General features: G+C 75.2%; 7 protein-coding genes. 5 read left to right on the forward strand and 2 right to left on the reverse strand.

From position 1 onward, the window contains the following. Nucleotides 1–4: 4 nt before the first annotated feature. Nucleotides 5–1,786, forward strand: coding sequence for a gamma-glutamyltransferase family protein (locus IF29_RS0109415; protein ID WP_030252274.1), 1,782 nt, complete (start codon nt 5–7; stop codon nt 1,784–1,786). A 24-nt stretch (nt 1,787–1,810) separates the two neighbouring features. Here the strand turns inward: IF29_RS0109415 and trpS are convergent, their stop codons facing one another. Continuing rightward, complete coding sequence (trpS, locus tag IF29_RS0109420) at nt 1,811–2,839, reverse strand: tryptophan--tRNA ligase (protein ID WP_051725093.1); 1,029 nt, start codon at nt 2,837–2,839, stop codon at nt 1,811–1,813. 316 nt (nt 2,840–3,155) lie between these two features. Here trpS and IF29_RS0109425 point away from each other — a divergent pair, with 316 nt between their 5' ends. The 4 genes from IF29_RS0109425 to IF29_RS0109440 all read left to right on the forward strand — a co-directional run bounded on the left by IF29_RS0109425 (nt 3,156) and on the right by IF29_RS0109440 (nt 11,956). Beyond that, a complete protein-coding gene (locus tag IF29_RS0109425) occupies nt 3,156–4,280 on the forward strand; it encodes a cation:proton antiporter (protein WP_030252278.1) in 1,125 nt (374 codons plus the stop codon). A gap of 101 nt (nt 4,281–4,381) precedes the next feature. Beyond that, the gene (locus IF29_RS0109430) at nt 4,382–7,873 is read left to right on the forward strand and encodes an ABC transporter permease (protein WP_232242080.1); all 3,492 of its coding nucleotides are present in this window, start codon (nt 4,382–4,384) and stop codon (nt 7,871–7,873) included. Then, nucleotides 7,870–10,704, forward strand: coding sequence for a hypothetical protein (locus IF29_RS0109435; RefSeq protein ID WP_051725094.1), 2,835 nt, complete (start codon nt 7,870–7,872; stop codon nt 10,702–10,704). Before IF29_RS0109430 ends, IF29_RS0109435 begins: the two co-directional genes overlap by 4 nt. A gap of 40 nt (nt 10,705–10,744) precedes the next feature. Then, complete coding sequence (locus tag IF29_RS0109440; protein ID WP_030252284.1) at nt 10,745–11,956, forward strand: low temperature requirement protein A; 1,212 nt, start codon at nt 10,745–10,747, stop codon at nt 11,954–11,956. On the opposite strand, the gene IF29_RS0109445 is transcribed toward IF29_RS0109440, so the two are convergent. After that, nucleotides 11,922–12,779, reverse strand: a complete 858-nt coding sequence (locus tag IF29_RS0109445; protein WP_037594691.1) for an arylamine N-acetyltransferase family protein — start codon at nt 12,777–12,779, stop codon at nt 11,922–11,924. The genes IF29_RS0109440 and IF29_RS0109445 overlap by 35 nt on opposite strands. Between the last annotated feature and the right edge of the window lie 23 nt (nt 12,780–12,802).

Raw genomic sequence — 12,802 nt, forward strand, 5'->3', positions numbered from 1 at the left:
CCGTATGTTCACCACCCGACCGACTCTGCAGGGCACCTTCGGCATGGTTTCCAGCACCCACTGGCTGGCCTCGCAGTCGGCGATGGCGGTGCTGGAGGGTGGTGGCAACGCCTTTGACGCCGCGGTGGCGGCCGGGTTCGTGCTGCATGTGGTCGAGCCGCATCTGAACGGGCCCGGCGGCGAGGTGCCGATCGTGTTCGCGCCGGCCGGGGACGGGAACCGGGTGCAGGTGTTGTGCGGGCAGGGTCCCGCGCCGGCCGGGGCGACCGTGGAGCACTACCGCTCGCTGGGGCTGGACCTGGTGCCCGGTACCGGGCCGATTGCCGCGGCCGTTCCCGGGGCGTTCGACGCCTGGATGGTGCTGCTGCGCGACCACGGCACCAAGTCGTTGGCCGAGGTGCTGGACTACGCCATCGGGTACGCGGAGCGGGGCCACCCGGTGGTGGCCAAGGTGACCGCGACCGTGGAGACCGTGCGGGAGCTGTTCGAGAGCGAGTGGACCAGTTCCGCCGCGGTCTACCTCCCCGCGCCGAAGCCGGGCGAGCTGTTCCGCAACCCGGCGCTCGCCGCGACCTGGCGGCGGCTGCTGGCCGAGACCGCGGGCCTGCCCCGGGAGGCCGCGATCGACGCCGCCCGGCGGATCTGGCGCGAGGGCTTCATCGGCAAGGCGATCGTGGACTTCGCCGGCCGCCCCACGATGGACAGTTCGGGCCGCCGCAACGCCGCCACCCTCAGCGGGGACGACCTCGCCGGCTACCGGGCCGGCTACGAGGAGCCGGCGAGCTACGACTGGAACGGCTGGACGGTCTGCAAGGCCGGCGGCTGGAGCCAGGGCCCGGCCTTCCTGCAGCAACTCGCGCTGCTCCCGGAGGAGTTGGCTTACGGCACGCCCGAGTACCTGCACACCCTGGTCGAGGGCACCAAGCTGGCCATGGCCGACCGCGAGGCCTGGTACGGGGACGCGGGGGAGGGCGGCGCCGGGTCCGTTCCGCTGGCCGACCTGCTGTCGCGCGAGTACAACGACGAGCGGCGCAAGCTGATCGGGGACACCGCCTCGTACGAGCTGCGCCCGGGCAGCCCCGGGGGACGCAGGCCGGTGCTGCCGGAGCTGCCCGCCGAGGGGGCCGGGACGGCGCCGGGACTCGGCGAACCGACCGTATCAGCAGGCGGTCTGACGACCCGTCCGGACGGGGTGACCCGGGGCGACACTTGCCACCTCGACATCGTCGACCGCTGGGGCAACATGGTCGCGGCCACGCCTAGCGGCGGATGGCTGCAGTCCAACCCGGTCATTCCGGCGCTGGGCTTCCCGCTCGGCACCCGGCTGCAGATGACCTGGCTGCAGCCCGGCCTGCCCAACTCGCTGACCCCGGGCCGCCGTCCGCGCACCACCCTGTCGCCCTCGCTGGCACTGCGCGAGGGGGAGCCGGTACTGGCCTTCGGCACCCCCGGCGGGGACCAGCAGGACCAGTGGTCGCTGCACTTCTTCCTGGCGGTGGCCCTCGGCGGGCTCAGCCTCCAGGCCGCCATCGACGCGCCGAACTGGCACAACGACAGCTTCCCCAGCTCGTTCCACCCCAGGACCACCGAGCCCGGCAGCGTCACCGTCGAGTCCCGGGTCGGCGAGGCGGCCGTTGCCGAGCTGCGGCGGCGCGGCCACCTGGTCACGGTGGCGGACGCCTGGTCCGAGGGACGCATGTGCGCGGTCGCCCGCGACCCCCGGACCGGGGTGCTGTCGGCGGCGGCCAACCCGCGTGGGATGCAGGGGTACGCCGTGGGGCGGTAGCCGCAGGGAGGCCGGCGAAGGGGCTCATGCGGCCGCCACCAGTCCGCCCATGGCTGCCCGGACCTGGGCCAGGGTCTCGTCGGCGATGGCGTTGGCGCGGGCGTTGCCCTGGTGCAGGATGCGGCGGACGTGGCCCAGGTCCTGGGCGAGTTCCGCGCGCCGTGCCCTGGCCGCGGCGAAGTAGTCGTTGACGGCGGTGGTGACCAGCCGCTTCAGGGCGGCTGATCCGGCGTCACCGATCTGCTCGGCCAGCTCGTGCGGGTCGCGCTCCAGGCAGAGGCCGGCCAGCAGCAGCAGGCTGGAGACCTCGGGACGGCTCTCCGGGTCGTAGCTGATCCGGCGTTCGGCATCGGTCCGCGCACCGCGGATCAGCCGGGCGGTCTCGTCGGCGGAGGCGCTCAGGGCGATGGAGTTGCCCCGGCTCTTGCTCATCTTGGCGCCGTCCGTCCCCAGCAGCAGCGGCGCCTGCGACAGCAGCGCCTCCGGCACCGGGAAGACCTGCCCGTAGCGGTCGTTGAAGCGGCGGGCGATGGTGCGGGTGATCTCCAGATGCGGCAGCTGGTCCTGGCCGACGGGCACCAGACCGGCCTTGCAGTACAGGATGTCGGCGGCCTGGTGCGCCGGATAGGTGAACATCAGACCGCTGACGGCGGACTGCCGGGAGTGCGTGATCTCGTCCTTGACGGTGGGGTTGCGGCCGAGCTCGGCGACCGACACCAGGCTGAGGAAGGGCAGCAGCAGTTGGTTGAGGGCGGGGACCGCGCTGTGGGTGAAGATCGTGCTGCGCTCCGGGTCGACTCCGAGGGCGAGGTAGTCCAGCACCAGCCCCTCGATGTGTTCGCCGAGCCGGTCGGCGACGTCGCGGTCGGTCAGCACCTGGTAGTCGGCGATCACCAGCATCAGCTCGGCGCCCTGCTGCTGCAGCCTGACCCGGTTCTGCAGGGTGCCAAAGTAGTGGCCGAGGTGCAGTCGGCCGGTGGGGCGGTCGCCGGTGAGGACCCGGGTGCGGGTGGCGGCGGGAGCAGGGGTGCTGTTCACAGGGGCGGTGTTCATGGGAGGCCTCCTGGCCGTTGGCGGGGGTGGTGGCTGGGCGTCCGTGCGGACGGGGGCCTCCACCCGGCCGTCGGGCCGGGGCATGCGAAAGGGCCGTCCTCGCGAACGGCCCGTCTCGTCGTGCGTGCGTGGGAGTGGCCGCTCCTAGGAGGAGCGCCACCAGCTCAGGCGACAGGACGACGAATGCATACTCCAAGGCTACAGGGACGTGGCGGCGGTCTCAACGGTCCCCGGTGGGCGAGACTGGTCGTTCACATCAAGGCACTGGAACAGCAGGACAGCAGGGCACCAGAACAGCAGGGGAGGCGGCCGGGCCATGGGTTTCGCGACGCTGGCGGTGATCGCCCTGGCGGGGCTGCTCGGTCCGCTGCTGGCGCTGCCGCGCCGCTGGCACCTGCCGGTGGTGCTGGGGGAGCTGGCCGCCGGGGTGGTGCTCGGGCCCTCCGCGGTGGGATTCCTGCACGCGTCCGACCCCACCTTCGGCTTCCTCGCCGACATCGGCTTCGCCCTGGTGATGTTCGTCGCCGGGGCGCACGTCCCGATGCGCGACCCGAACCTGCGGGCCGGGCTGCGCACCGGAACGCTGCGGGCGCTGGCGGTCGGTGCCGTCGCCGTCGGACCGGCGCTGGCAGTGGCCGACGGCTTCGGCACCGGGCACGCCGCCCTCTACGCGGTGCTGATGGCCTCCTCCTCGGCCGCCCTGGTGCTGCCGGTCGTGGACGCGCTCGGGCTCGGCGGCCCGCAGGTGCTGGGGCTGCTGCCGCAGGTGGCGGTCGCCGACGCGCTCTGCATCGTGGCGCTGCCGCTGGTGATCGACCCGGACCACGCCGCCCGTGCGGCGCTGGGTGCGCTGGCGGTGCTGGGCTGCGCCGGGGCGCTGTTCCTGGTGCTGCGCCGGCTGGAGCGGGGCGGCTACCAGCGCCGGCTGCACCGGCTGTCGCAGGAGCGGCAGTTCGCGCTGGAGCTGCGGATCAGTCTGGTGATCCTGTTCGCGCTGGCCGCGCTCGCGGTCCGGACGCATGTGTCGATCATGCTGGCGGGCTTCTCCTTCGGTCTGGTGGTGGCGGCCGTCGGCGAGCCCAGGCGGCTGGCCAAGCAGTTGTTCGCGCTGACCGAGGGCTTCCTCGGACCGCTGTTCTTCATCTGGCTGGGCGCCTCGCTGGACCTGCGCGAACTGGGACGGCACCCCTCCTTCGTGCTGCTGGGGGTGTGCCTGGGAGCGGGCGCCGTCGCGGTGCACGCGCTGATGCGGGTGAGCGGCCAGCCGGTCGGTCTGGGTGTGCTGGCCGCGGCCCAACTGGGCGTGCCGGTTGCGGCGGCCGCGCTGGGCACCCAGCTGCACCTGCTGGCGCCGGGGGAGCCGTCGGCGCTGATGCTCGGCGCGCTGCTGACCATCGCCGCCGCGATCGCCGCGGGCTCGGTGACGGCGGCACGAAGCTGAGTATTTGCTCATTTCGATATTGTTCTTGCTGAAGGCTGGTCAATCTTCTGCGCTTGACAGCAAACTGGGCCGCATTGTTTCGCGAGCACAGGGGGAGTCGCGTGGCTGTCAGGGCAGTGAGGGCATCGTCGCGCCGCCGTCTGCCGCCCGCTGTCCGCGGCTCCGCGCACCACGGACTGGTGCTCGCCGCGGCCGCGCTGACGGTGCTGCTCGCAGCGACCGTGCTGGCGGCGCTGGCCGCCCTGGCCACCGGCGCGGTGAACGCCGGCGCCGCCGCCCGCCTCGACGCCGATGCGCGCGCCGAGGTGCAGATCAGCGCCCTGGTCCGGAACGGCGGCCGGGACGCGGGCCAGGACGGGGGGTTCGCCGCCGCCGACCGGGCCGTGCGCGCCGCCGCCGCGGTCGCCTTCGGCGACGTCCCCGAGCGGACCAGCGCCGCCCGCTACGGCCTGGACCCGCTCGCGATCGCCACCGCGCCGCCCGGATCCGCGCAGGCCCAACTGCAGTTGCACCCCATCGCGGTGCAGGACGCCGCGGTCCACGCCCGGCTGGACTCCGGCAGTTGGCCGACCGGCGCCGCCGCGGCCCCGGTCGCCGCGATCACCGCGGACCGGTCCGACGCGGCCGTCGGGACGGTGGACGCGGCGCTGCCGGTGTCGCTGGCCCGGCGCCTCGGCGCCCGGCCCGGTACGGTGCTGGTCCTCGCCGACGCCGCGCGCCGCACCGTCCGGGTGCGGATCACCGGCGTCTACACCGCGACGGCCACCCAGCCGGGCTTCTGGCCCGGCCTGGTCGGCGACCCGCTCCAGGGCGACCTGCGGGCCGGCAGCCTGCTGGTGGTGGCTCCGGCCGCGTTCACCGCGACCCCGGCCTTCGACCAGGCCGTCAGCGCCCGGTGGACCGTCCTGCCCGACCTCTCCGCTCTGGACACCGCCAGGCTGCCCGCGCTGCGGGACCGGATCGCCGGCTTCGCCGCCAGCGACACCGGCCGCTCGGTGTATCTGGGGCGGACCCCGGCGCTGCCGCAGCTCGCGGTGGTCTCCGCACTCCCCGACGCCGTGGACGCCCTGTCGCTGCCGCTGGTGGTGGCCCGTTCGGCGCTCTACCAGCCGACCGCACTGCTGGCCGTGCTGGCCCTGACCGCCCTGGTGCTGACCGCCCGTCAGCCGGCCGAGCACCGGCGGATCGAACTGATGCTGCGTCAAGTACGCGGCGCCGGAACCGGAAGGCTGCTGCTCTCGGCCGCGGGCGAGTGGGCGCTGGTCGCGCTGCCGGCCGGCCTCGCCGCACCCTTCCTGGCCGGGGCGCTGCTGCGGCTGCTGCACGCGGCCGGGCTGCTCGCGCTCCGTCCGCCCGACAGCACCCTGGGCGGCGCGGTCCGGGCGGCGGTCGCCGTCACCGTGCTGGTGCACGGGCTGGCGACGCTGCTGCCGGTGCTGGCGACCGTGGTCGGCGGCGGCGCCCTGGCCCGGCTGCGGATGCGCGGCGCCAGGGCGGCGCTGGCCCAGCGCGTCGGCGCCGATCTGGCACTGCTCGCGGTGGCCGTCCTCGGCTACCTCCAACTCGCCCACTACCGCACCACGGTGACCGGATCCGCTGCCGACGGGGCGGCCGACGTGGACCCGGTGCTGGTACTGGTCCCGGCCGTGGCCACGCTGGCCGCCGCACTGCTGCTGCTCCGGCTGCTGCCGCTCACCTCCTGGGCCCTGGACCGCTTCGGCCGGCGCCGGCGCGGCCTGGTGCTGCCGCTGGCAGCCTGGCAGTTGAGCCGCCGCTCGGCCCGCAACGCCGGTCCGGTGGTGCTGATGTGCCTGGCGGTGGCCGTCGGCGGACTGGCCGACACGGTGCTGGCCGGACTGGACGGACTGGCCCACGACCAGGCGGTGTTCAGCGTCGGCGCGGATGTCGGGGTGGACCAGGTCGACCCCACCGACCGGCCGCCCGAGGTGATGCGCGCGGCCCTCGCCGCGCTGCCCGGGGTGACCGGGCTGACACCGGTGACCAGCACCGGGGGCAGCAACGCCGACAGCGACACCGACCAGGTCGTCGGCATCGACACCCGCCCGCTCGCCACGGCCGGCTCCACCCCGGCGACCGCCGCCCCGCCTACCTCCACCCCGAACGCCCCCACGCCCACCCCCACCCCCGCCACCGCCGCCCCGCTGCTCCGCGCCGACCTGGCCGGCCCCGCCCTCCCGGCCGAGCTGGCCGCCCTCGGCGCCCGCGTCCCGGTGCACGGACTGCCGCTGGCCGGGCGACCGACCTCGCTGCTGCTGGACGAGACGCTGGCCAGCGACAGTGACCGGTCGCCGCCGCAGCTGCGGGTGACCCTGGAGGACGCCGCCGGACTCAGCTCCAGCGTGACCGTGCCGCTGCCCGCCGCGGACGGGGCCCGGCACCTGGTCCCGGTCCCGCTCACCGGACCCGCGGACGGGGGAGCGGTCCGCAGCTACCCGCTCACCTTGACCGGGCTGGCCGTGGTCATGCCCACCGAGCAGCCCAGGGCGGTGCTGACGCTGACCCTGCACCGGATCGGCTCGGCCGCAGGCTGGACTGGCAGCCCGCCGGCCGGGACGGTCTGGGTGGACCGGACCCCGGCCGCACTGGAGTCGAGCTCGGGCGGGGCCTGCCTGCCGTCTGGTGGGTCGGTGCCCGAGTTCGGGGAGGGGAACCCCGGGCTCTGCTCGCTCCGGAGCGGTCCGGACCTGCTCCGGCTGGTCTTCGGGACCTCCGAGGCGGCGGCGTCGCAGGCCGGGGCCCAGCTGGAGTTCGGCCTGGCGGCCACCGGTGTTGCCGCGACGACGCTGCCGGGCCCGGTGCCAGCCCTCGCCGACTCCGCCGCGGTGGCCGAGCAGCAGCTGGTCCCCGGCAGCGTGGTCCGGCTGACCCTCGACGACGGGCATCTGCTGTCGCTGCGGGTGACCGGCACCATCGCCGGCGTCCCCGGCACCGACCGCGGCCAGGGCCACTTCCTGGTGGACCAGCACGCGCTGGCCGCCGCCGAGGCACTGCTGGCCAGTACCCCGGAGCCGGCCACGGTCTGGTGGCTGAGCAGCAGCGACCCGGACCGCACCGCGGCTGCGGTCGCTGCCGACGGCGGCCTGGGCACCGCGCGGACCGTCGGCGCGGCCCAAGCGGCCCTGCGCGCCGATCCGTTCCGCAGCGGGATGCGCGCGGTGCTGGCGCTGTGCCGGCTGCTGGCGCCGGCCTTCGCGGTGGTCGGCTTCACCGTCCACGCGGTGATCGCCACCCGGGAGCGCCGCCGCGAGTTCGCGCTGCTGCGCGCGATGGGCATCCGCAGCCGCAGGCTGTCCGCGCTGCTCTGGGCCGAGCAGTTGAGCGTGGCGCTGTTCGCGCTGGTCCCCGGGGTGCTGCTGGGTACCGGCCTGGCCGCGCTGGTGCTGCCGACGGTGACCGTGGACGACTCCGGCGGCCCGCCGTTCCCGCCGCTGCTGGTGCACGTCCCCTGGCTGCGGGTGGCGCTGACGGCGCTGGTCACCGCCGGGGTGATCCTGCTGGTCGTGGTGGGCCTGGCCAGGCTGCTGGCCAAGGTCGACCTGGTACGGGTGCTGCGGGCCGGGGAGGGCGAATGAGACGCGGAACCGGGGCCAGGGCCGGGCTGTCGCCGGCGCGCCGGGAGGCCCGGGGCGACCTGCCGATGCTGGTGGTGCTGGCGGTACTGGTGGCCGCGCTCACCGCGCTGAGCGCCTGCGCACCGCCGCTGATCGGCCGTCAGCAGGACCGGGCGCTGCGCCAGCGGATCGCCACCGCCCAGACGCAGGGCCCGCTGCTGACGGTCGGCACCCGACTGCAGGGCCTCAACACCGCGCTGGGCCCGGCGAACAGCCACGAGCCGATCGGCGCGGTGCTCTCCGAGGTCGGCGACCAGCTGGTCGGGGCGGCGGCCGCGCCGCTGCGCGGATCGCTGGCGGTGGCGCGGACCGGCGCCGACTTCGCCCCGGTGCGCACCAGCGTGCCGTCCACCCCGGCGACCGCCGGGGTGGACTCGGTGGTCACCGGGCTGACCTACCTCAGCGACGCGGGACCGCACGTCCGGATGGTCGCCGGCGCGTTCCCCGCGGCGCACACCGCCAAGCGGCAGGACCCGCAGCTGGCGCTGTCGCACGACGCCGCCGCGCGGCTCGGACTGTCCGCCGGCGGGCGGATCGGCGTGAGCTTCAGCACCGGCAACGGCGAGGCCACGATGGACTTCACGGTGTCGGGGATCTTCGAGCCGCGGCAGACCGGCGACGGCTTCTGGAACAGCAGGCCGCTGCTGGACACCCCGCTCACCTACCCGCAGCCGCCGCCGCTCGGCATCCAGGTCTATGTGCACGCACTGATCAGCACCGACGGCGTGGACCGGCTGATGGCGGCCGGACTGGACACCCCCCAGCTCAGCTGGCAGCTCTCGGTCGCCCCGGCCCGGGCGGCGGTCGCGCAGAGCCGGAGCCTGGCCGGACCGCTGGCCGGCTACGGCGCAGCCATGACGGCGGTGCTGTGCCAGGGCCCCGGCGGCACCGTCGGCTGCCAGGCGGACCAGGAGGCGGCCGACCGGTTCAGCTGGACCGACGGGCTCACCCCGCTTTTGGACGCGTTCGGCCGGGAGCGGCTGCAGGCGGAGGCGGTCCAGTCGTTCGCCCTGGTGGCCCTGGTCTGCGTGGTCCTGGCCGCGGCGTTCACGGCGGTACGGGTACTGCTGCGGCGCCGGGACGGCGCGCTGAGGCTGCAGCGCTCGCGCGGGGCCTCGCCGCTGCGGCTGGTGCTGCTGCGGTCGGCGCCGGCGCTGCCGGTGCTGCTGTGCGCGGCCGGGGCCGGCTGGCTGCTCGGCCTGCGGTCCGCGCCCACCGGCGGTTCCGTAGGGCCGCGGCCGCTGTGGGCGGTCGCGGCCACCGCCGCCGTCTGGGCGCTGCTGCCGCTGCTCACCTGGGTCCAGACCAGGGAACCGCGCCGGCCCCGGCGCAGCGTCCGCGCGGTACGGCACCGCTTCGGCGGCCGGGCGGTGCTGGAGGCCACCACGCTGCTGCTGGCCGCGGCCGGGGTGGTCGCCCTGCGCGGGCGTGGTGCCTCCGCCCCGCAGGGCGTCGACCCGCAGCTCAGCGCGGTGCCGCTGGTGGTCGCGGTGGTCGCGGTGCTGGCCCTGCTGCGGATCTACCCGCTGGTGCTGCGGCTGCTGGCGGCCCGGCTGCGCCGCGGCCCGGGGGTGCTGGCCTTCCTGGGTCTGGCGAAGGCGGGCCGGGAGGCGACCGCGACCGGGCTGGCGCTCTTCGTGCTGGTGCTCACCCTGGGCACGGCGGTCTTCGGCGGAATGGTCTCACAGACCGTCAGCGACGGTGCCGCGGCCGGGGCCGACTGGTACGCGGGGGCCGACGCGGTGGCCCTGTCCAGCGGGAACAGCGCACCGGCGCCGGGCGTCGCCCGGGGCGTCAAGGTGGTCGGCGAGCAGCTGCGGGCCGTCGGCCTGACCGCGGACCGGGACGGCGCGGCGCTGCCGGACACCCCGCTGCTGACCGTCGACGCCCGGGCCCTGGTCGCCGCCGACCCCGGCTCGCCGCTCGGACGGGCGCTGCTGGCCGCCTCGGCGGCGCCGGTGCGCCGCGCCGACGGCTCCGTCGAACTGCCGGTGCTGGTCAGCCCCGCGGTGCTGGCCGCCGAACCCGCCGGCGACTTCGTCTCGGAGCCGTTCAGCAACGCCGACCACCTGCACAGGGTGCGCTACCGGCCGGTCGGCACGCTCACCGCTGCGGAGCTCGACGATCCGGCGCTCGGGCCGATCACCGACCAGCTGGCCCCGGGGAGCCGGCTGCTGGTCACCGGCTCCGCGGCGGCGCCCGCCCTGCTCCAGCCCCAGGTCGCGGGCCGCAGCGCGGCCCTGCTCTACGGCGACGGCGAGGACCCCGCGGCGCTGCGCACCGAGGGTGCGGCGGTGCTGGGTCCGCTGGGCACGGTCCGGCTCCGGTCCGACCGGCTGGCGGCGGTGCGCACGGACGGGCTGGTCGGCGGCATCCAGCGGGTCTACGCCGTCAGCACCGGGCTGGCGGTCTGCTTCGGCTTGCTGGCGGTGCTGCTGGAGCTGGTGCTGACGGCCGAGGAGCGCGGCCGGACCGCCTCCTTCCTGCGCACCCTGGGCCTGGGCGGCCGGGCCGCCGGGCTGCTCCAGCTCACCCAGCTGCTGCCGCTCGCGGCGGCCGCCGCCGCGGGCGGCGCGATCCTTGGGCTGGTCGAACCAAGGCTGCTGGCACCGGCCCTGAATCTGCGTCAGTTCACCGGCGGCCCGGGTCAGCCGGCCCTGCACACCGACTACCGGCTGACCGGGGCGCTGGTGCTCGGGCTGGTGCTGCTGGTGGTCGCCGCCGCGGCGGTGGAGACGGCGGTGTCGCGGTACCGGCGGCTGGGGGCGCTGCTGCGGCTGGGCGACGCCTGACCGGCATCTGACCGGCACCGGGCCGGGATAGGGTGCGGCAATGGCGAATCCGACCACGGCGACCGGCCCGGGACCGGCTCCCTCGCTGCTGCGGGACCGCAGCGGGGCGCAGCGGGTCACCTTCCTGGAGCTCTTCTTCGACCTGGTGTACGTCTTCGCGGTCACCCAGCTCTCGCACCTGCTGCTGGCCCATCTGGACTGGGCCGGGGCGGCGGAGACCCTGGTGCTGCTGACGGCGGTCTGGTGGGCCTGGAACTTCACCGCCTGGTTCACCAACTGGTTCGACCCGGACCAGCTCGCGGTGCGGCTGGCCATCATCGGCATCATGCTGCTCGGCCTGGTGATGTCGGCGGCGCTGCCGCAGGCGTTCGGCGACCGCGCGCTGGTCTTCGTCCTGGCCTACCTGGCCATGCAGGTCGGCCGGCACCTGTTCGCGACCGTCGCGCTGCGCGGGGACCAGCTCTCCCGGGAGTACGCCAGGGCGATGGTGTGGTTCGGCTTAAGCGCGGTGTTCTGGATCGCCGGGGCGCTGGTGCACGGCGTGGCCGTGCGCGGCGGGCTGTGGGCGGTGGCGGTGCTGGTCGAGTACCTGGCGGCGGGGATCGGCTTCCCGGTGCCGGGACTGGGGCGGTCCAGCACCACGGCCTGGAACATCTCGGGGGAGCACTTCGTCGAGCGGTGCCGGCTGTTCGTCATCATCGCGCTGGGCGAGTCGGTCCTGGTCACCGGGCAGACCTTCGGCAGCGGCCGGTTCGACGCCGGGCGCACGGCGGCCTTCGTCACGGCCTTCGCGACGGCGGTCACCATGTGGTGGATCTACTTCGCGCTGGCCGGCCGGGCGGTGGACTCCGTGGTGGAGACCACGAGCGACACCGGGCGGATGGGGGTGCGGATCACCTACGTGCACCTGCCGATCGTGGCGGGCGTGATCGTCACCGCCGTCGGCGACGAGGTCGTCATCAGCCACCCCGGCGGCCATCCGGCCGGTTTCACCACGGCGCTGGTGCTGGCCGCCGGGCCGGCCCTGTTCCTGGCCGGGCACCTGCTGCTGAAGCGGGTGATGTTCGGCTACTACAACCGCGCCCGCCACATCGGCCTGCTGGTGCTGGCGCTGCTGGTCCCGGTCGGCACGGTGCTGCCGCCGCTGGTGGTGGACATCGCGACCACGGTGGTACTGGCCGCCGTGGCCTGGGCGGACGTGGCGGCGGTGCGCCGGATCACGGCTGCTGACGAGGTGTCAGTCGAGCTGTGAGGACGGCCCCCTCCTCCGGGGTGAGGTCGAGCCGGAACTCCTCGCGCAGCGCGGCGACCACCGCGGCGTCGGTGAGCTCCACGCTCTCGGCGGGCCGGCCCGGCACCATCCGGGAGAACCGGCGCCCGATCAGCTCGCGGGAGGACCCGGCCTCGCGCCGGACCACGATCGGCCGCTGCCGGAACGGGGAGCTGGGCCAGGTGGTGGTGTAGTGGTTGGACATCACCACGTCCACCGCGTGCTGCGGTTCGTCGGTGAAGCGGTAGCGGGTCTGCCACTGCCCGGCGTCGAGCTCCTGGAAGCGCCGCACCCCGTCGCGGTCCGGGCCCAGCGTCCGGTAGGTCCACACGCCCTGCGGCTGCGGACCGTCGGGGTCCAGCGGGATCGGCTCCAGCAGGCCGTTGCCGAAGCCGGTGTCGGCCAGCAGCCGGCGGCCGTCGACCTCCACCGAGAGCGTCATATGGGTGCGCGGGCGCAGCGCCTCGCTGTCGGAGCCGACCCGGGCCAGCAGCCGGTCCACCCGGAAGCCCAGCCGCTGCAGTACCGCGCCGAACAGGGTGTTCTGCTCGTAGCAGTAGCCGCCGCGGCCCTGGTGCACCAGCTTGTCCTGGACGCTGCCGAGGTCGGTGCGGACCGGCTGGTCCAGCATCAGCGCCAGGTTCTCGAACGGGATGGCCGCCACATGCGCCCGGTGCAGGGCGGTGAGGGTGGCGGCGTCGGCGGCGAGGCCGCCGGTGCGGTCGAGGCCGATCCGCTTCAGATAGGCGTCGAGGTCGAGCAGGTCGTTCTGCCACTCGTCGGCCGGCTGGTCAACTGTCCCCATGGGGCCGATTCTGCCACCAGGCC

This window comes from Streptacidiphilus jeojiense (genome assembly GCF_000719095.1).
GTDB classification, from domain to species: domain Bacteria; phylum Actinomycetota; class Actinomycetes; order Streptomycetales; family Streptomycetaceae; genus Streptacidiphilus; species Streptacidiphilus jeojiensis.

Coding starts and splice junctions, on each gene's coding strand:
- IF29_RS0109435 (WP_051725094.1), top strand. CDS start 7,870: ATGAGACGCGGAACCGGGGCCAGGGCCGGGCTGTCGCCGGCGCGCCGG.
- IF29_RS0109445 (WP_037594691.1), bottom strand. CDS start 12,779: ATGGGGACAGTTGACCAGCCGGCCGACGAGTGGCAGAACGACCTGCTC.
- IF29_RS0109425 (WP_030252278.1), top strand. CDS start 3,156: ATGGGTTTCGCGACGCTGGCGGTGATCGCCCTGGCGGGGCTGCTCGGT.
- IF29_RS0109415 (WP_030252274.1), top strand. CDS start 5: ATGTTCACCACCCGACCGACTCTGCAGGGCACCTTCGGCATGGTTTCC.
- IF29_RS0109440 (WP_030252284.1), top strand. CDS start 10,745: ATGGCGAATCCGACCACGGCGACCGGCCCGGGACCGGCTCCCTCGCTG.
- trpS (WP_051725093.1), bottom strand. CDS start 2,839: ATGAACACCGCCCCTGTGAACAGCACCCCTGCTCCCGCCGCCACCCGC.